Origin of the sequence: Lactococcus taiwanensis, assembly GCF_017068355.1 — a bacterium.
In the GTDB taxonomy this organism is placed as follows: domain Bacteria; phylum Bacillota; class Bacilli; order Lactobacillales; family Streptococcaceae; genus Lactococcus; species Lactococcus taiwanensis.
The window spans coordinates 700,362-720,847 of record NZ_CP070872.1 but is presented as its reverse complement, the minus strand read 5'-3'; the positions used below and the strand labels follow the sequence as shown (position 1 = coordinate 720,847).

The window sequence follows — 20,486 nt, the reverse complement described above, 5'->3', positions numbered from 1 at the left end:
CCATCAGTAATCGTTTTCACAAGTGTACCATTTCTCAGCCATAAAAGCAATGTTTACCGCTGTTTAAAAGGGTTCTTTTACATTCCCTTTGTAATATATACAAAGTGCTTGCGTCCATCTCGACCAAAGCGTAAGGGGCTTAAAAAGCCAATTTGTTGTGCCTGCTCTAGTAAATCTTCCACATTATAGCCGGATAAGCGGATGTATTCATCATTTTCTGACAAGTCTGTCAGTGGAGAGGCTTCTTTAAAATCGATAAATTCACTCTCAAACTTTGCTGGTCTCATCGTGATGCGCTCCCCATTTTTTTCAAGAAGGTAGTGAGGAAAAATTTGAGCCAGTTCAAAAAGAAGTTCGTCGGTAATTTTTACAGGAAATTCACTAAAAATGACGGCTTCTTCCTCTTTGTTTTTGTAGCAAAAACCAAATGATTTTCCTGAAAGATTCAAGCGGATAAAACGGAAATTTTCCGTGCCAGCTTTTCCCTCCAAGTGAAAATCAGGCTTTTCCTCAAAAATATCAAGTGCACAAGACAGCTCAAAAAAGTAATCTGTCGCATCTTTTGGAGAACGTTTTTGATAAAGTTCAGCGAAATAGGCGTTCAGTACAGAGGCTGGTGGAGTGACCAACAAACGTTTGTCTGAAAGTGTCGTCAAACTAGCCAACCGATTTTCCAGAAAAACACGATCTTGCGCCATGAATCCTCCGTATTTCATCGCTAAATCCAACCACTTTTTATCATTCATCTTTACATTTTCCTCTTTTTCCTAAAAATATTACTGACAGCCCTGTCAGTAACTTATTAATTTCTCATTTTCATTCTGTTTCATTATAACATTTTTCGGGACGGGCGTCAGTTCAAAAAAGCATCTACCTGATCAAGAATATTCGCTGGATAGCCCGCTTCAAAAACATCAAAAAATTCAACAGCCATCCGGTTTTTAAACCACGTCAGCTGACGCTTAGCATACCGTCTTGAATTACGTTTAACCAACTCAACAGCTTCGTCTAAGGTTGCTTCTCCTTGAAAATAAGGGAAAAATTCCTTATAGCCAATTCCTTTTGCGGCTTGGGCTTGAGGGGCTTTCTCAAAAAGACGACGGACTTCATTTAACAAGCCTTCACTAAGCATTTGATCAACACGACGGTTAATCCGATCATAGAGGATTTCTCGTTTTGCGTTAAGACCAATCAAATGAAACTCATAAGCAGAGCCTTTATTTTCATCTTTAACGCCAAACTCTGCTCGCTCCAAAGCCCGTACTGCTCGTCGACGATTCATTTCGGGAATATTGAGTCCTAAGTTCGTCACCTTTTCAAAGAGTTGCGCATCGGAAAGGGTCTCTAATTGTTCACGCAGAGCCAGCATTGCCTCGTGATTTTCTTCGCCACCCAAGTGATACCCTTCCACCAATGCTTGAATATACAGCCCCGTTCCGCCCACAACGATTGGAACTTTTCCTCGCTCAATAATTGCTGCAATTGTTTCATTAGCAAGTGAAACAAAGTCATGTACCGAAAAATTTTCCTCCCAAGATCTTACATCGATCAAGTGATGAGGTGCAAGCAACTGTTCTTCTTTAGTCACTTTAGCTGTACCAATATCTAATCCCTGGTACACTTGTTGCGAATCACCCGAAATGATTTCGCCATTAAAACGCTGAGCAAGTTCTATTCCTAGAGCTGTTTTTCCGACTGCAGTGGGTCCGACAATTACTAAAACTTTATTATCTCTCATGAAGTTATCCGCTTATTCATTTCTATCAATACTTTTCTCTATTATTTCAGATTTAAGACACAAATTCAAGCTTTGAAAGAATAAAAAAGTTACTGACAGCTCTGTCAGCAACTTTTGTACTTTTCTTATGCCTTAACTAGCGAAAACCTTACGATAAATTCGTTTCCCCCGATGCATCAGAAGCTGACGATATTCTGCTCGACCGACAATCAGAGTCATCTTACTAAAGATATAGCACGAAAGCAGAGTTACCGCAAAATTTGGTAAGGAAAGGAAAGTCAATAAGGAGACACTCAAGACCACCACATCGACTATAAATAAGACTTTATCTATTTTGAAATCCCACTGTTCTTCCAAAATTCGACCAAGTAAAATCGAACCTCCAAATGTCCCTTCTGAAATAATCACAAGTCCCGCACCAATCCCAGAGAGAATGCCATCCAATATTCCCGCAAAAATGACATGTGAAAACTGAAAGCCAGTCACTCCTAATGCTTCGTAAATCATCAACCACACACTCATCGAAAGGGCTCCAGGAACACTTAACAATAAGATTCGCCTCGGCAACAAACGTCCCCCAAAAGCAAAGAGTGGAATATTGACTAAAAAGAAAGTTAAAGCTGGGTTAATCCCGAAAACAAAATCCATAAGTACAGAAAATCCGGCCACCCCATTACTTGCTAAACGGTTTGGAATGACAAAAAGTTGGACAGAGAGCACGTAAAGCCCGACACCTACAGTCAAAATGGCGAGGTCTCTCATAAACTTTTGATCTATTTTTACGCCCATTAGTTTCATATCTATTGCTACCTTCTTTCTATCTTAACTTAAATTGTTGTAACTTGTTATATGATATCACATGAACCTCTATCTTACCTTAACCAGTTAAGCATTTAGAAAATCACATTTTGCAACCGTTTCATTAGCGTTACTCTAAAAATTGAATTATAATAATATTAGAACGATTTCAATTTATAGATAAAGGAGACTACACATGAAGCACAAACTGATTAAAGGTTACCTCGTAGGTAAAGCTATCGAGATGACTATCGCAGGAGCCACTGTCCTCCTCGCAAAGAAAAAAGGGTGGATGCCTGAACATTCAGAAACACCTTCCAAAGCAGATTTTATTGCCCAAAAGAAAAAAGAGGCAGCACGCAAAAGGATCGCCCGTTTTTAAACGAATCCACTTCTCTCGATTATGTAAAGAAAAGGAGTCACTCTATGGATAAAAAAACATTTATCGCTGGCGTTTTAACAGGAAAAGCAACGACTTACCTAGCACTTGGTCTCGTCGCACTTGGTGTACATTATAAAGTCATAAATCCGCTCAAGAATAAAGCATTAAAAGTTGACAGTGGACGTAAGCGTGCGGCGCGCAAACGTATTGCTCCTTAGTAGAAATAAAAAAAACTTACGGGTTAATCCGTAAGTTTTTTATTTCTTTATTACTTACCCCATAAGCGATAAATTGCTTCCGCATAGATTTCCATTGTTTTACGAAGCTCTGCCACAGACCACTGTTCATTAGCTTGATGCATGTAGTCAGGACTGTCAGGGAACATTGCCCCAAAAGCCACACAATTTTTCATTGTACGCGCAAAAGTAGCTCCACCGGAAACCATTGGTTCCGTCATGTCATTCGTGCAATCTCGATAAGTACTTAAAAGTGTACTTACTAACTCACTTTCTAAAGGAACATATAATGGTGCTAGCCAATCAAATTCTTTATACTCAAGTTGATATTGCGCAGCCTTATGACTTAATTTCTTGACTAACTCGTCTTTATTCACAGTCACTGGGATACGCATGTCTAAACCAATTTTCGTTGCTTCTTCTGTAATCACAAGTTCAGCAAAATTCATTGACAACTCACCAGAAGCTTCATCTTCAGTTTTTCCAACAACATTTTCTCCCGTTGCATTTTCTCCAACCAGTTTTCCAAGAAAGGAAAGAGGAGGAAAATCAAAGACATCACTCAAAGCTATTGCCAGACGGCTGACCGCATTAATCCCCTCCGGAGCATCCTTAGCATGCACACTTTTCCCATGAACCAGCAAGCCATTTTCTAATTTTTCATAACTAAAGCCATGCGCATCCAAAGCCTGTTGGACTTTTGAAAGTTGATTGGAAGCATAAGACGCTCGGTCAGGCACTACATTTAATGCACCACCGGCTCTTAAAGAAAATTCTGTTGTCCCTGGGCCGATAAGATGAGCCTGCAACAAGCCTTTCTCAGCATAAATCAAAGGGAACTCCGCATCTGGGGCAAAGCCCATCGTGATACTTTCTTCTTTTTCATTATATTTTTCTAAGCAGCGCCAAAGCGTTTCTTCATCCGTACCAAAAATGAAACGGATACGCCCTTCAAAGGCAACACCTGCATCCATCAAAGCCTTTACTGCAAATAAAGCAGCCATCGTAGGCCCTTTATCATCCTGGGTCCCTCGTCCAATGAGTAAGCCATCACGTTCAATCAGTTCAAAAGGATCTGTCTGCCACCCTGCTTGATCAGCCGCTGGGACAACATCCATATGACATAATAAGCCAAACAGCTGTTCTCCTTCACCTACTTCTGCGTAACCATAGTAACCCTCATCATCTTTAAAGGTTTTAAAACCAAGTGACGCGCAAAGTTTCAAAACCTCATCCAGAGCTGCCACTACTTTTGGTCCAAAAGGCTGACCAGGGCCTGCCTCATTTTCATTAAGGACCGACTCATGACTTACCAAAGTTTTTAAAGCAAGGACCGCCTGTTTTTGATGTTCATCAGTAACAAATGTTTTCATCTTCTACTCCTTTTGTTAAGTTAATAACTTCAAATTATAACACCGCAGCAATACCAAGAATAACCATAATGACCACAAGTTGAATCACAATTAATTTTGCCATAAATTTCCACCACGTTCCGATATTAAAACGAGCAATTGCTAAAGCTCCCATGACCACCGCCGATGTTGGTGTAATCAAATTCAAAATACCCGACGCAGATTGATAAGCAGTAATTACCAAATCTTTAGAAACATTAGCAAACTCTCCCATAGGACCCATGATACCCATAGTTGCAGCCGCTAAACCAGAAGTGGAAGGGATTAAGAAACTCATCGGTAAATAAAAGAGGAAAGTTAAAATAATGAAGAGACTTGAAGAAAGCCCGCTCAATCCCTGCTCACCCCAGTGAAGAATCGTATCCGTAATCATTCCATTATTCATCACAACTTGTATTCCCCGTGCAACTGCTACTACAATGGCTACGCCAATCATATCAGAAGCACCAGCAAGAAATGACGCAATAAATTCTGATTCTTTCATGCGATAAACCACCGCTACAATGAGCGACATCACAATAAATAACATCGTGATTTCAGGAAAATACCACGTACCGAGCGGTGCCATATTTTTACCTAAAAGAACCCCGACCACTGGCAAACCTGATAACCAATCAGTAGCTGTATTGAAAAACGTAAAGTGTTTATTCAACATATCCCAAGGGATAAGCGAAATAATCATAATCGCAAAAGTTGCAAAGAAAATGCCATTGACCCACTTTTGTCGTGTAGTAATCTCTGCCTGACTTTCGATGGATTCGATATCAAAGTGTTTACGATCTGCTTCGCGGGTTTTATAAACTAATGATTTGGTCGGATCCTTTTCAATTTTTGAGGCATAACGCATAACATATATAATGGAAATTGCGGTCAAAACAATTAACATAATAAAGCGAAGACCAATTCCTTGCCCCATCGAAATCCCAACAGCATTGGAAGCCACACCCGTGGCAAATGGATTTACTGTGGAAGCCAAACATCCTACTTGAGAACCGACTAAAACAATGGCCACGGCTGTTACAGTATCGAAACCAACCGCAATCATTACTGGAATAATCAAAACATAAAAGGGTAGTGTTTCTTCTGCCATTCCATAAGTTGAGCCTCCCAAAGCAAACAGTGACATCAAGACAGGAATCAGTAATTTCTCGCGTCCTTTAAAACGCTTAACAATTGATGCTACTCCGGCATCCAAGGCACCAGTCTTATTCACAACACCTAAAAAGCCTCCTACCATGAGAATAAAGAAAGAGATAGGAATTGCGGCAGGAGTTGCAGGAATATTGCCATTAGCATCTATTCCCAACATTCCATTAACGGGTGCCATAAAAACATCCCAAAGCCCTTGAGGATTGGAAGCCACCTGTGTAAAAGATCCTGCGATGATGTTTCCCGCATCATCCACTTTATAGTGTCCTGCGGGAATAAACCAAGTCAGCACCGCTATAATTGCAATAATGATAAAAAGTATCGTATATGCTGATGGCATCTGAAACTTTTTCTTTTTCGCTTCCATAAGAAACCTCCCAAATATAATAATTAAAGCGTTAACATAATAATACTACACCTTTTTCTAATTTTTTTCAAATCTAAACATTAATAAATAACCTAAAAATTAAATAATCTTATCATAATATAAAAAAGAGAGTTCCTACGAACTCTTCTTTTTTTATATTTCATTAGTAGTGAAAATTTCTTTTTCATCTGCCCGATCTAAACGCTCATGAATTTCCAAATTACGAACGTCTGAAAGCACCAGAGGAACGGTTTCTACGGTGACCTCAGAGAACTGAAGTCCAAACCAGCGGATTGGTGAGGCCGTAATTCTCTTGATTTGTGCCTTGGTTTGAAGTACAAAACGTTCAAATCCCGGCATTTGACGTGCATTCATCAATTTTTCTTCAACGACTACAAAGCGGAAATCTCCCACTTTTCTACCTGGCGTAATACTATAATGCTGGTGCTGACGAGGTAAACGTCCTGACTCCATCAAGTCTGTGACAATCGTCCGTAGGTAACGAGGAACCTCTTGGCGCATCCGGAAACCTAAATAGAGATTGACACGAACAATAAAATCTGTTCCCATCATATCTACCTTATACTCTGACGTGTAGGGCTCATCAGTGACCTTAACATTCACAAACCAGTAACACTCTGCACGTTTAGGACGCTTGTCAAGAATAGAATACAAAATAGAGCGATCAATCCACTCATGGTCCATTTTGCTTGTCAAATAAACAACGTTTGTTTGATATAAATCATAGGATTCATCATGACGCAACGCATTGAGTTGATTCTTATAGTCATTAATATTGAGTGATTTGATATATTTTAAAACAATTTTATGCGATTTGCTCCAAATGAACATTACAAAGATGATCATCAAAGCTATCAGTACTACGATATAAGCACCTCGTAAGAATTGCACCAATGATGCTGCAAAGAAGGAACCTTCTATCATAAACAGGGCCAGTGAAATCACGGCCACCCCAATTTTAGGTATGCCCTTTTGAATAAGGAAATATGTCAATAAAGTCGTTGTCATTAACATTGTGATAGTAATGGCAAGACTGTAAGCTGCTTCCATATGTTCTGAGGTTTTAAAATAAAGAACAAAGAATGAAGTAGTTGCCCAAAGCGCAAAGTTAATAGCAGGAATATAAAGCTGTCCTAAACTTTGACCAGGATAGTAAATTCTTAACAAAGGTAATAATTTGAGTCGAATAGCTTCTGAAACAAGTGTGAAAGAACCAGATATTAAAGCTTGAGAAGCTACAATTGCGGCTAGTGTTGAGAGGATAACCGCATAAACTACCAAGGGTTGTGGCAAAACAGCAAAGAAGGGGTTGAGTGATAAACTTTCGCCACGGTGTGACAATAACCATGCTCCTTGCCCACAGTAGGACAGGATAATACAGATTTTTACAAACGGCCAACTGACATAAATGTTTCCTCGACCGACGTGTCCTAAGTCCGAGTATAGTGCTTCTGCCCCCGTTGTAACTAGGAAAACTGAACCTAAAATAAAGAAACCTGCTTTGTTTTCAGGACTAAACAAGAGCTGAACTGCATAGTAAGGATTGATTGCTTTTAAAATAGACAAGTCTAAAAAAGAGTTTAATAAGCCACTAATACCGAGGAAACTGAACCATACAAACATTATCGGTCCAAAGAGCTTTCCTACTAAACTTGTCCCAAAACGTTGAATAAGAAACAAAAAGGCGAGGATAATCATGGTAGTAATGATTACAGCCGTTTGGTTGGAGTAAACATTCGCAAGATTAGGGACCCCCCTCAGCCCTTCAATTGCTGAGGTTACCGTAACAGCTGGAGTCAATGCTCCGTCAGCTAATAATGTTGCGCCACCAATCATCGCTGGAACAACGAGCCACTTTCTCATCCGACGAACAAGCGTGAATAGAGAGAAAATCCCACCCTCATGATGATTATCCGCCTTCAAAGCGATGAGCACATATTTGACCGTAGTAATGAGTGTCAATGTCCAAATGACAAGAGAAACTGCGCCTAATACGAAATTGACAGAGAGGTTTTCTAGACCACCTTGCCCTCGAACAATGGCTTGCATAGCATACAAAGGGCTCGTCCCAATGTCACCATAGACAATACCTAACGCAATAAGGAAGCCCGCAGATGTCGCTTTATTAAACGACTTATTGTTTGCATGACTCAATTTGAATTTCCTCAACTTTCTTCCGCCACAATGAGTGACTTTATAAAAAACAAACCTCAACTCAGGCTTATTTTTGATAACTACATTATAGCAGAAATTAAAAGATTTAAGATGAAAAAACTGTCAAGATTATCACATAGTACTACTTTTTCTTTAATAGGACATAACATAAAAAAATCGAACAATGAGTTCGATTTTTTTTAGTGTTTTTGATTTCCTTCATAGCGCTTATCACTCTGCTCTTTTAATTATCAATTATACATTTTACTTCATGCTTCTTTCTAAAAAGAAATCATAAACAAGTAAGAGCACGAGACCACTTCCTATGATAGATAGGAGTGTCAGTCGACTCCAATCTTTCCAAAAAGGAATCTTAGTCAAAATGAGCGTCTGATCCCATGAGCTATCTGCTTGAATAGACAAAGTTGTTATTTTTGAGCTATTTTTTTGATAGCCACGCGGTAATTGAATGGTGACGATTTGGTTCGTCAACGCTTCAATATTTGCAGTGCTTACCGTTTTGCCCTTGTTGTCATTAAAGAATATAGTAATGTTATGCAAGTCAGCTTTCACTTTAATATCAATCGTTTGTTCAGTGCTTTGATTGAATCTATAGACTTTTGGATTTGAAGCAAGCGTACGATAACCTTGTACGGAGGCATGAGAAATATCATAGGATTCATTATAAGGTGAAGTGATTCTTTCTGTTCCTACTATTTGCTTTGATTGAACATCAATATAGCGAATCAGCGCATTACGAAGCCAAGGCTTGCTTGAAGACAAATTATCATTATTTGGTTTAGGATTTTTTCCCATTTTCTTATTTTTAGAAATCAGGGAGGGATCTGTTTCTGCCTTGAGTACTGTTTGAGGCCCGATAGGAAAAAGCGAGGTCTGCAAACGCCCTAGATAACGTTTATAAAGTGAAATAATTCCCCTTACCAGGACAAAGTCTTGATTAGGTACCTTCTGTAAAGGCACCTGATTATCTAAATACACCTGTTTTAAACCATAGTATTGAGCAAACCACACATTTGCCCACTCCTTTTCAGGATGCTCACTTGCAACTAAATATGGTGTCCCATAATAGGGATTAAAAGAATTAGACGTGATAGGCATCCCAGGTACGCGTGCCACTGACTCGCCAGTCTTTTGAGCTTTTTGAGCAATACTTTGTGCTGTATAAAAATACTGATAAGATGATTTAACCTCTTTAAGATTATAGGCGTAACTTGGAATAGCTACAAACGCCATCACCAAAATAACAAGAAAAAGAGGAAGCTTTGTCCATATTTTTTGTAGCCGTAACTCTTGCCAAGCTTCAAGCATTAATAATAAAGCAGTAATAAATAAAATATTGCTAACAAACCAAAGTCGTGCTGGGGTGATCGGTGATGCTATAATAGCGACACATCCTGCTAAACCAGAGCCAAAAAAGAATAAACTGGAGACAACTAAGTTTTCTACGGTATCTTCCCACTGCCTACGTCTTATAAAAAGTAAGACGCTCAGGATAAGTAAAATCAAAATCAGATATCCCGAATAATGGATTGTTTCTGAAAAAACAACTTGTATTTGTTGCCAAAAACCTGCCGATTTACCATAATTTTGTGTTTCAGCTGAACCTGCCGAGAGGGAAACTTGAAGTACAAAACCGATGATTGCCCCAAGCACACCATATGCTTGTGTGAGGATTCCTTCACTCGGCGATTTTCTGAAATTGTAAATCATAAATAAAACAGCAACTAAGATCGCTGTGGCTCCACCAACTTCGTTAGTAAATCCTGCTAAAATCCCTAATAGAAAAAGTCCAAAGCTCAGGGAGCGCTTTTTAATATCTTTATTGAAGCGAAAGGGGAGGAAAAAAGCGATAATAATCACTGTGGGCCAAAGATAATTGGCTGTGCCACTTGCCCAGAGAACTGTCGTGCCCATGCCAGGTATAAAGAACCACATTAATAAAAAGGTTAATAGCAAATGAAGAGGCTTGAATATCGCACTCCTCCCGCTAACAAGAATATTTAGTAGCAAACCTACTAAAGCATAAATCGCCGCATTGAAAATATTAAAAATTCCTTTTGGAAGTTGCATGGCAAAAATTTCAAAAATGATTGAAGTCATGCGTGCATTCCATATGGACATGTGAGTATAAACTGCCGAAACAAAATCCCATAAATTATGATAAGGTCTCAAATGTTCAGTCGGCCAAGCTCCAGCATAGACAAAATGGTAAAGAAAATCATCTCCCGTGTATCCCGAAAATTGATTTAAATTCAACATAAACATAAAAGTAATAAAGAGAACAACGGTACTGGCTAATGCAAGAAAAATAGGATAGCGTCGTTTATTCATCTCTTCGTCATCCTTACACCAGTCAATATGAAGAGATTGATCTCTCTAGTCCAAAGCCTTTTATTAAGGCACTTCCCATATAACATTTTATTCAGCCCTCCGAAATATGTATTATTGCTTTAACATTATACTACGTTTTTAAAGAAACTCCTAAAATTTTCTAAATAATGAAAGAGGACTTCTGCTCCTTACACTAAAAAATACAGCAAAGCTACTGTATTTTTTAGTGTAAATTTTGATATGATTTCCCAAGCTATCTGCCTGTTAAAATCTTATTCTTCTGTATACCAGTCGTGGAAGATACTCCTTCATAATACACTATGACTCGACTTAAGTCAGTTGAGAACCTCCTAACCCCTCAGATAAATCGATCATATTTACATTCTCTTGCTCTGATCCACTAAAGCTTCTTCCAAAATTTTAGCGAAATATATCTTCTCTCAACTATAATAAAATTTATTACTTTTACTTCGGAACCCCCCTGAACATTTTTTGTAATAAAATATTTTTTCCAACTTTCTCCAATTAAGCTCACATTTAAGGGTAGATGCTTGACTTTACATCTTTTATATTTAAGCGATCTATAAGCTAATATAAAAATTTTCTCTGCTATTTTTAAGTCGCTCATAAAATCCAGCTTACTGGTCATTAGGTGGAGCACGCCATACCCAAAAAAGATTAGTATAAATTTTGAAAACTTGGGCTTTTAAAAATTCTACATTTGCGTAATTGTTAAACAGTAAATTACAATTGATTTAAAACAGTGTTATTCCGAAAAATGAGTAAAAAAAGTTAATTTAAATAAAACAAATTAACTATTTTAAGGTTGATTTTCATAATTCCTTCTGAATTATTTGATAATCCCTCTGAATTTATCATGATGATATTTCAAAATATACCCCAAACGTTGGGGATTTAAAATTTCTGGATCCAGATGATATTGATTTCTAACACATTCAGCAATAAATTCTTTACTAACTTCATCAGAAAATATTGGTAAACCATTTCTATCAAAAGTCATCTTATGCTTATCAAAATACTGGTCTTCATTTCCTGGTTTCAGATATAAAGCATTATTAGGGTCATAAGCAGCTTCAAGATCGAAAAGTTTTAATGCTTCAGCTGATTCATAGATATGTGAAACAACCATTCCCTCAGATTCTTGTTTCGATAACCAGCTAACTTTTCTACCGTAAATCCTGACTCCTTCTTCAATGACTGCTTTTCTCATAATAGCGAAGCGATAAGTATCACGCTTAGTGCTTCCTACTTCTGGGATAAATTCAGAAGCATTTTCAGCCAAACATATAAAAAATTCTCTTCGATTTTTAGTACCTACTTTATTTTTTGTAGTTATTACTTCAAATAAATTCATGCTTTTTAGAACTAATTTTAAATGGTTAACTTGATTGTATTTTCTATCGTAAAACCCAATGTGCGCAGCCCAATTTTTGTTTTGAGAAATTTGTTTATCTGTTGCGTAATGAGTTTTTTGAACATCCATTTGCATTATACCTATGAATTCATCCATTGTTAATTTTTTATCCGATTTATTCAGTAGAGTATTTACCAAAAACTTAACTTGATTATTTTTTGTATCATCGTTTGTCTGGGATGAGTTAAATGAAGCGTATTGATAAACAGTATCTGAAAAAAGTCGTGCTCTTTCCTCCTTAGTAACATTAGGTTTTATATATTCTTTGGCTGCTGGTACATAGCCCTTTAGATATGGTTTTATAAATCCTAATTTTACAAGTGTATTTAACTGTTTTCTTGTTGAGGACCCATCTAAGCTACGGTTCTCGAAAATACTGAACACTTGATTTTCCAATTCTTTAGCATGAGTAACTTCTTGATTAAATTCTTTTTTCTTTTTAGTCAAATCTAAAATCAATTCTTCATCGCTGTAATCTGCTAAATTATACTTATCAATATGCTTTACCATCATTTCCATTGTTCGGATAAACTGGTCTTCAAAAAAGCTCGTAAAAGCTAAAGTACTTTTCCAATACTCTTCATATTTTTGATTCTCAATTACTTTTTTAGGTTTATTTAATCCTGTATCCATCTTTGATTCTCCTTTAAAAAAAACAGACATTCATAGTAAATTATACACTAAAAAAGCAAAGAAAACAGTTACTTCCTGGGTTTTTAATTCAGAATACTTTTAAAGTCGCAAGAAGTTCAAAATTATCATTTTTATTTTCTTTGCCACTAACTTGATAATTATGTTTATGCTTCAATACAGTAACTTCTCCATACTTTGAAAAAACTTCACATATTTCGTCAATACCTGGTTTTGAGCGTGAATTTAAGCTCAAAACTATATATTTTGTTTTTAGAACAGCTACCTCTATAACCTGTTCTAAATTTTCAAGAAAAACTGCTTTATCTGTCAAATTGATATGATTTTTACTATGACCAAAAACTTTATCAAATGCTCCATAAAAATCATCATATTTATTCATTGTGCTTGGATAAGGTGGATCTAAATAGATTACATCAACCTTTTCTACCTCTTCAATAGCATCCAGTGCATCTAATTGGAATGCTTTATTTCTTAACCCATTATCAAATACTGCTGCATTATACTCATATAAATTAGTTCGAATATGATCAGAAAATTTTGCATTATGATATGCTCTTTTCCTTCCATATTTTGTGTACGAGTACTCCTCATCTCTAAGTTTTACTATATTATTCCATGGAACATTCATTCTGGAATAAGGTAATTTTCTAATCATTGAGCGCCGAATAAGAGCTTGAAAAAGATATTTATTATAGTCATCAAGAGTTTCAGAGTACGAAACTAACTGTGCCAATTCATCAACTTCTTCTGGAAAATATAATTTATTTTCCAGCCATACAAATTTTTGACGCTGCTCTTCAGTTATTTTATAGTTTAATGCTTTATCTATAACATCTTCTTTTAATTGAACACTATTATTTTCTATTATTGCCTTCCCTACGACAAATGAAGCATATAAAATATCATTACTATAAACTTGAAATCCTTGCTTTTTTAACTCAAAAGATACTGAATTTCCGCCCGAAAAAACATCAAGTACTTTTCCGTCTTCAACTGGTAAATTTTGAACAATCCATTCAGATAATTTTTCTTTATTCCCAATATAATTTACTTTTGGATATTTAGCATTATATTTGGATTTTAGAATATAATTTTGCATTATTACCTCAATACTTTTTTTACTTCATTAGCAACCACAAAGCCCAATTTTGGGGGGACCGCATTTCCTATTTGCTGTTGCACAGATATACTGTTCCCTTCAAAAATAAAGTCATCAGGAAAACTTTGTAACCTAGCTAATTCGCGGCAAGTTAATGCCCTATTTTGCTCATAATGAAAAATTTTTCTCATGTCACCCGTAACAGTGACAGAGGGAAGTTTGCTATTATACCTAATATATTTTCTGATATCTCCCGTTACTGGACGTAAATTTTCAGGGATATCTTTCCTGTCCCCACCATCTTTTATATAAGACATTTTTTTTAGCATTTGCTCTGAATGATTCATTGCATTATGGTTAGGAATACTGGATTTTTGACCGCTCGCTAGTCTTGGTAAATCTCCAATAGCTTCTTTTACACTAATTTGTTTTTCAAATACTTCAGGATACTCGAACCCCTCTAATTTACTACCAACAACAAATACTCGTTGTCTTTTTTGTGGTATTCCATAATCTGCAGCTTGTAGTACCTTATGTTGCACAATATACCCTAATTCTTCAAAAGAGCTTTTTATTTCTTTGATAGTTTCCCCTTTGTTATGGCTTGCCATTCTAGCAACATTTTCCATGACAAACATCTTAGGTTTTATAACTGAGACAAATCTTATAAACTCTTTGAATAAATAGTTTCGTTCATCATCAACAAAAGTTCTTCCATTTTTACCTGCAAGACTAAAACCTTGACAAGGAGGTCCACCAACTACAACATCAACTTTATTATTACCTACTAAATCATTAATTTCACTTTCAGTTATTTTTTTTATATCTGTGACTAATAAGTTATTGTCAGGAAAATTTTTTTTATATGTTTTAGAAATTTGTTTATCATGTTCAACAGCAAAAATATTCTTAAAGCCAGCTTTTTCAAATCCAAGACTTAAGCCTCCTGCCCCAGAAAAAAGGTCTACGTAATTCAAGTTATAAGTCCTTCCATTTTTGTAATAAATATAGTCTATCATATTTTGTAGGAAATGTTACCACTTAACAAGCTATAATTATATTACAATCATTTATTAATAAAAATACCGCTAAAATATTTTGGTTTATCTTTATTTATTCAACAAAAAATCAGCAAAATTTGCTGATTTTTGGCAGATTTTTGGCGATAAAATAGGTGCCAATAAGTATTTTCTGATATTCTCCAAACCTTAAAAAGGCTATAAATAAAACCTACCCGTAATTTATTTGTAAACTAATCCTCCGTATACCAGTCGTAGTGGAAGGTTCCTGCCTTGTCATTACGCTCGTAAGTATGCGCACCGAAATAGTCACGTTGAGCTTGGATGAGGTTCGCTGGCAGGTTTGCTGAACGATAACTATCGTAGTAGCTAATTGCTGAAGTGAAGGTTGGTACAGGAATTCCTGCTTGAACAGCGAGTGTTACAACGTCACGAACTGATTCTTGATAACGCTTTGTGATGTCTACAAAGTAGTCATCAAGCAAAAGATTCTCAAGGTTCTTATTTTTGTTGAATGCATCTGTAATGTTTTGGAGGAATTCTGCACGAATGATACATCCTGCACGCCAGATTTGTGCGATAGTTGCGTAAGGAAGATCCCAATCGTATTCTTTAGAAGCTTGGCGAAGTTGAGCAAAGCCTTGCGCATATGACATGATTTTAGAGAAATAAAGCGCTTTGCGAATTTTTTCTACGATTTCAGCCTTATCGCCTGTGAAGTTTGCTGCTGGACCTGACAAGACTTGACTTGCTTTGACGCGTTCGTCTTTATAAGTTGAGATGAAGCGTGCAAAGACTGATTCAGTAATCAGTGGAAGAGGAACTCCGAGATCAAGGGAACTTTGAGAAGTCCATTTACCAGTTCCTTTATTTCCTGCTTTATCAAGAATTTTATCTACGATGTAGCCTTCGCCTTCATCATCTTTACGTTTCAAGACTTCTTTAGTAATTTCGATGAGGTAACTATCAAGTTCGCCTTCGTTCCATTCTTCAAAAATCGCTTGAATTTCAGCGTTATCCAAACCAAGCACACGTTTCAAGAGGTCGTAGGATTCCGCAATCAATTGCATGTCGCCATATTCAATTCCATTATGTACCATTTTTACATAATGACCAGCACCATTAGGGCCCATATAAGCGACACAAGGTTTACCATCTTGTGGTGCTTTCCCTGCGATTTGTTCAAAAATGGGTGCAATAAGATCATAAGCTTCTTTTTGTCCACCAGGCATGATAGATGGGCCTTCAAGTGCACCTTTTTCTCCACCTGAAACGCCCGTACCAATGAAGTTAATGCCAGAATCTGCAAGTTCTGCATTACGACGCATTGTATCAGGGAAATGAGTGTTCCCACCATCAATGAGGATATCTCCTTTATCCAAGTGGGGAAGGAGAGATTTGATTGTGGCATCTGTTGCTGCTCCAGCTTGAACCATCAGCATGATACGACGTGGTTTTTCAATTGCTGCAACAAATTCTTCAACTGTTTTTGTCAAGACAAATTTTTTGTCTGGGTGCTCTGCAACAACTTCTTCTGTTTTTGAGGTTGTACGATTGAAAAGGGCAACGGTGTAGCCGCGTGATTCAACATTAAGGGCTAGGTTTTTCCCCATTACTGCCATACCAACAACACCAAAGTTTGCTTGTGCCATTTAAAAATCCTCCGGATTATTCTTTTATTTATAGACTACTCTAGTATAACGCAATTTTTTTCCAATTGCCACATTTATGTATGTAAATTATTTACATTAAAAAAGCTACCAGAGGCAGCTTTCTAATTTTTACCACTTTTCACTCGGATGGTTCGTCAATTCTTTCGCTTTTTCAGCAATTTTATTGGCTTCTTTTGCTAAAGGCTCAGTGTCAAGCGCTTGTGCACTATCATTGAGCTTTTCTTTAATTGTATCACTTGCTTCATCTTCTTTGTCTTTAAACTGAGCAACAACTTGAGCCACTTCATCAGCCATTTCTGATTCATCTTCATCAAAAAGCTCTTCGCCACTTTCTTTCATAGCGTTGAGTTTATCCATAATTGCTTCGCGTGTTTCATTGAAAAAGTCAACTACAGTATCTTTTGAAAGCTCACCTGAATCTACTTTGTCTTTGATCATGTCACGCTTAGCCACCAAATATTCTTTCGCTTTTTCGGCTGAAATTTCACCTGAATCAAACTTTTCTTTGATTTCATTGAATTTATCGGCTGAAAAATCTACTGCATTATCTTTTAGGACATTGAGCGTCTCTTGGGGGTTTTCTTTGAAATCATCATAGATTTTTCCTGCTTCTTCACGAAGCTCGCTTCCTTTTTTAGGAGCGAGAAAAAGTGCTGCAGCGGCCCCGACGAGGGCTCCAACGAGAAATCCTGTTTTCTTAGACATAGCATAGTTCCTTTCTGTTTTGGACATTATTGACTGGGTTGTTTCGCCGCTTTCTTATCCTTTTTAACAAAGAATTTTTTGGCTGTTTTAGCAAGAACAACAGCTGAAGCTGCACTGGTTTTCCGCCCCGTTGAGGTTCTATTGAGACGCCCAACAAGATTACGGCTTGAGGTATTGATATCTGAAACACTGACAGATAAATCAGCCACAGCGGTAAATAAGGGATCGATTGTGGCTACTTTTCCGTTTACATCTTCAAGCAAAGTGTTAGCTTTTGCCATAATATCATCTGCCTGATGAAGTAAAACATCTACGTCACTTGAAACGAGCTTAACCGTACGGTTTGCTTCCTCCACTACTTTTGAGACTTTGTGCAAGACAATGACTAAAAAGATAACTAGTATAGCGAAAGCAATCGCGATGATGAGTAATGCAATATTTCCCACGTTTCCTCCTTTTTAGGGTAGTTAAACTTTACCCCTTCAATCACATTTCATTTTAATGAAAGCGATTCTTTTTTAACTTATTATAACAAATTATTCATTTTATTTCTAATATAACTTGCTGAAAAATTTAAACAACTAAAAAACTGCCTAGGGCAGTTTAATTGATATTTTCTTGCTTTTTTAACCGCCGCTGGATAAATAATGCACCACCTACAATTACGAGTAGAACAGAAAGCCACTGCGACACTCTAACGGGACCTAACATAAGGCTGTCAGTGCGCATCCCTTCGACAGTAAATCTCACTAGGCCATACCATACTAAGTAAAAACTGAAGATATCCCCACGTTTTAAACCTTTTAGGCGGTGTCGTAAGAGAATAACCAGAAGGAAACCTGTCAATGTTCCAATACTTTCAAAAAGAAAGGTCGGCATTCGATAGTGCCCATCAATAAACATCTGATTTCTGATGAATAAAGGAAGACCGTTTAGGTTTGAGACGACTTTACCGTAGGCCTCTTGATTAACAAAGTTTCCCCAGCGCCCTAGCGCTTGAGCAAGAAAGACACCTGGAATCGTAATATCTAAGAGGTCCAAGGGATTAATCATGCGATAATAACAAAAGATGAAAAGTACAATGGCACCCGCAATAAGACTACCGTAAATTGCTCCGCCGCCATCCCACATTGCAATAATCTGCTCTGGATGCTGACTATAGTAGGACCACTCAAAAATAACATAATAGGCACGCGCACCAACTATACCTATCGGAAAGGCAAAAAGAACAAAATCAATGACATCATCACTTGTAATTTGACGTCGGGGAGCTTCTTTACAAGCCAACCATACGGCAATTGCTGCGCCAGTTACAATAAAAATGGCATACCAGTGAATAGCTAGCGGACCTAGATGGAGCGCTATTTTATCAATGGCTAAAAAAGGAAAAAGATTATTCATAGTTTATTTTATTTTCTTGACTGACAAGTCTGTCAGTACTTTTTAGTTGACTGACAGGCTTGTCAGTAAGTGTTGAGCTTAGTCTTCTTCTTTATTTTGACTAATGAGATTGGTGAGGCGATCTTCAAAAGTTTTGGTAGCATCAAAGCCCATTTGTTTGGCCCTAAAATTCATGACCGCCGCTTCAACAATGACAGATACATTCCGTCCTGTTTTTACAGGAATACGTGTTTGAGGAAGTTCAACGTCAGAAAAAGAAACAATGGCTGGCGCATTTCCTAAACGATCAAAATCTTTACTGGTGTCGTAATATTCAAGATAAATGGCCATATCGATATCAGTTGCATCTTTGACAGCCCCAGCACCAAAAAGGCTCATTACATCAATAATCCCAACTCCGCGAATTTCAATCATATTTCGCAAAATTTCGGCTGGTTCACCCGCTAAGGTAAAGGCGTCACGTTGAAAAACGTCCACCCGATCATCAGCCACAAGACGGTGTCCACGCTTGACTAATTCAAGACCGGTTTCCGACTTACCAATGCCGCTAGCGCCTTGGATCAGAACCCCTACACCAAAAATATCCATCAGTACCCCATGAACAGTTGTTCGTTCTGCTAATTTTTCATCTAAGAAGGAGGTCAAAACGGAGTTGAGGCGGCTTGTCGCTTCACGGGATTGCAAAAGCACGATATCAGACTTTTTGGCTGCTGCAACCATTTCACTCGGTATCTCTAAATTACGCGCGACAATGACAACTGGTGTTTCAGGTGCCATGACTTTTTTAAGCAAGTCGTAACGATTATCACCCACAACAGTCATCATATAAGACCACTCTTTCATCCCAAAAAGCTGAATGCGTTCGGGGGTAAAGTAATCAAAATATCCTGCCATTTCAAGCCCAGGGCGCATAATCTCGGAAGTGGTAATCTCCTTTTTTAGCGCGGTCTCTGTAGAATAAATTACGTGAAAATGAATTTTGTCAATAAGCTCTTGGACTGAAACTCCCATTTTTCTTTCTCCTGTTACTCTTACTTACTGATAGCGCTGTCAGTAAAAAAATAGAATTTTCCCACCTGTAAGCTGTCAGTTTTTTAGTTATCTATTATAAAACCGAGCAGAAAAATTAGATTTTCATTTCTCGGATCAGTTTATCAAGTCTATAAGCTAGCCAAATGCGTCGTACAAGCAGCACTCCAAAGAAGCTAGCAAAAAACCAGTCACCTGAAAGGAACGTCCAGCTGAAAATCCAAGCTTCAATGACTGTCCCAATCATAAAAGAATAAAATCGTTGTTTAGGCATGCCTCTATTATGACATTTTTAAGTAAAGGATGTCAACGCATAACGCGCCTTTTTGAGGTGCAAAAAGGGTTACCCACTTTTCCTTGTTTTATTCAAGTTCCCGCTCTTTCTTCTTTTTTGATATAATGACTTTATGAAAAAGCTTAAATATTTTCTTCAATCTGAAACGCTACGCTACATCATCTTCGGAGTACTCGCTACAGCTGTCTATGCCCTAGTCAAATGGCTGAGTTGGCAAGCTTGGCATTCTGGTTGGGCCTCAGAAACTGTCGCTCAATCTTGTAGTATCCTTTTTGCCTTTGTTACCAATAAAATTTTTGTCTTTCATCATAAGTCTGACCAACTTCTGCGCGATTTTATTAGTTTTGTATCGGGTCGTATCGTATTGCTGTTGCTGGCAATTGTTATTAACTGGTGGTTTGTCGACCAACATCCGCAGCTTCTCATGAACCTCTTTGGTCTCTCTAAGAATCGTATGGTTGCTGAATTGAACGTCTTCATTCAAGTCCTCACAATTGTCCTTAATTATCTTTATTCGAAATTTTTTGTCTTTAAAAATAAAAAAAATTCAGCTTCGTAAGCTGAATT

The 20,486-nt window shown here is 37.4% G+C and carries 20 protein-coding genes; 3 read left to right on the top strand and 17 right to left on the bottom strand.

The window, feature by feature from the left end; genetic code table 11:
* Positions 1-77: 77 nt before the first annotated feature.
* The 3 genes from JW886_RS03665 to JW886_RS03655 all read right to left on the bottom strand — a co-directional run bounded on the left by JW886_RS03665 (position 78) and on the right by JW886_RS03655 (position 2,536).
* Complete coding sequence (locus JW886_RS03665) at positions 78-746, bottom strand: hypothetical protein (protein WP_205872335.1); 669 nt, start codon at positions 744-746, stop codon at positions 78-80.
* 107 nt (positions 747-853) lie between these two features.
* The gene (gene miaA / locus JW886_RS03660) at positions 854-1,738 is read right to left on the bottom strand and encodes a tRNA (adenosine(37)-N6)-dimethylallyltransferase MiaA (protein ID WP_205872334.1); all 885 of its coding nucleotides are present in this window, start codon (positions 1,736-1,738) and stop codon (positions 854-856) included.
* Positions 1,739-1,870: 132 nt separating this feature from the next.
* A complete protein-coding gene (locus JW886_RS03655) occupies positions 1,871-2,536 on the bottom strand; it encodes a YitT family protein (RefSeq protein WP_205872333.1) in 666 nt (221 codons plus the stop codon).
* Between the two features lie 196 nt (positions 2,537-2,732).
* On the opposite strand from JW886_RS03655, the gene JW886_RS03650 reads away from it, so the two are divergent.
* A complete protein-coding gene (locus JW886_RS03650; RefSeq protein WP_075524469.1) occupies positions 2,733-2,918 on the top strand; it encodes a DUF3042 family protein in 186 nt (61 codons plus the stop codon).
* A gap of 44 nt (positions 2,919-2,962) precedes the next feature.
* A complete protein-coding gene (locus JW886_RS03645) occupies positions 2,963-3,136 on the top strand; it encodes a DUF3042 family protein (protein ID WP_075524468.1) in 174 nt (57 codons plus the stop codon).
* A 50-nt stretch (positions 3,137-3,186) separates the two neighbouring features.
* Here JW886_RS03645 and JW886_RS03640 read toward each other — a convergent pair whose 3' ends face one another.
* From JW886_RS03640 to JW886_RS03575, 14 genes are all read right to left on the bottom strand, one after another.
* Complete coding sequence (locus JW886_RS03640) at positions 3,187-4,527, bottom strand: M20 family metallopeptidase (protein ID WP_205872332.1); 1,341 nt, start codon at positions 4,525-4,527, stop codon at positions 3,187-3,189.
* Between the two features lie 34 nt (positions 4,528-4,561).
* Positions 4,562-6,082, bottom strand: coding sequence for a YfcC family protein (locus JW886_RS03635; RefSeq protein ID WP_075524466.1), 1,521 nt, complete (start codon positions 6,080-6,082; stop codon positions 4,562-4,564).
* 153 nt (positions 6,083-6,235) lie between these two features.
* On the bottom strand, positions 6,236-8,257 hold the full coding sequence (locus JW886_RS03630) for a KUP/HAK/KT family potassium transporter (RefSeq protein WP_075524465.1): 2,022 nt from the start codon (positions 8,255-8,257) through the stop codon (positions 6,236-6,238).
* A gap of 264 nt (positions 8,258-8,521) precedes the next feature.
* Positions 8,522-10,609 (bottom strand): DUF3329 domain-containing protein, encoded by a 2,088-nt coding sequence (locus JW886_RS03625; protein ID WP_205872331.1) that lies wholly within the window; start codon positions 10,607-10,609, stop codon positions 8,522-8,524.
* A gap of 400 nt (positions 10,610-11,009) precedes the next feature.
* Positions 11,010-11,237 carry a hypothetical protein gene (locus JW886_RS03620; RefSeq protein WP_205872330.1) on the bottom strand — a complete coding sequence of 76 codons (228 nt, stop codon included), beginning with the start codon at positions 11,235-11,237 and terminating at the stop codon, positions 11,010-11,012.
* A gap of 222 nt (positions 11,238-11,459) precedes the next feature.
* On the bottom strand, positions 11,460-12,677 hold the full coding sequence (locus JW886_RS03615) for a hypothetical protein (protein WP_205872329.1): 1,218 nt from the start codon (positions 12,675-12,677) through the stop codon (positions 11,460-11,462).
* 88 nt (positions 12,678-12,765) lie between these two features.
* On the bottom strand, positions 12,766-13,797 hold the full coding sequence (locus JW886_RS03610; RefSeq protein ID WP_205872328.1) for a DNA adenine methylase: 1,032 nt from the start codon (positions 13,795-13,797) through the stop codon (positions 12,766-12,768).
* 2 nt (positions 13,798-13,799) lie between these two features.
* Complete coding sequence (locus tag JW886_RS03605; protein ID WP_241003793.1) at positions 13,800-14,774, bottom strand: DNA cytosine methyltransferase; 975 nt, start codon at positions 14,772-14,774, stop codon at positions 13,800-13,802.
* A gap of 275 nt (positions 14,775-15,049) precedes the next feature.
* Positions 15,050-16,468, bottom strand: a complete 1,419-nt coding sequence (gene gndA, locus JW886_RS03600; RefSeq protein ID WP_205872326.1) for an NADP-dependent phosphogluconate dehydrogenase — start codon at positions 16,466-16,468, stop codon at positions 15,050-15,052.
* A 129-nt stretch (positions 16,469-16,597) separates the two neighbouring features.
* Positions 16,598-17,194 (bottom strand): YtxH domain-containing protein, encoded by a 597-nt coding sequence (locus tag JW886_RS03595; protein WP_205872325.1) that lies wholly within the window; start codon positions 17,192-17,194, stop codon positions 16,598-16,600.
* A 26-nt stretch (positions 17,195-17,220) separates the two neighbouring features.
* Complete coding sequence (locus JW886_RS03590; RefSeq protein WP_200407704.1) at positions 17,221-17,640, bottom strand: DUF948 domain-containing protein; 420 nt, start codon at positions 17,638-17,640, stop codon at positions 17,221-17,223.
* Between the two features lie 157 nt (positions 17,641-17,797).
* Entirely contained in the window at positions 17,798-18,595 is a 798-nt protein-coding gene (gene lgt / locus JW886_RS03585) for a prolipoprotein diacylglyceryl transferase (protein ID WP_205872324.1), read from the bottom strand.
* Positions 18,596-18,673: 78 nt separating this feature from the next.
* The gene (gene hprK / locus JW886_RS03580; RefSeq protein ID WP_075524459.1) at positions 18,674-19,606 is read right to left on the bottom strand and encodes an HPr(Ser) kinase/phosphatase; all 933 of its coding nucleotides are present in this window, start codon (positions 19,604-19,606) and stop codon (positions 18,674-18,676) included.
* A 115-nt stretch (positions 19,607-19,721) separates the two neighbouring features.
* A complete protein-coding gene (locus tag JW886_RS03575) occupies positions 19,722-19,898 on the bottom strand; it encodes a DUF3272 family protein (RefSeq protein WP_075524458.1) in 177 nt (58 codons plus the stop codon).
* Between the two features lie 133 nt (positions 19,899-20,031).
* Between JW886_RS03575 and JW886_RS03570 the strand changes: the two genes are divergently transcribed.
* Entirely contained in the window at positions 20,032-20,478 is a 447-nt protein-coding gene (locus JW886_RS03570; protein WP_200407706.1) for a GtrA family protein, read from the top strand.
* The last annotated feature ends 8 nt before the right edge of the window (positions 20,479-20,486 follow it).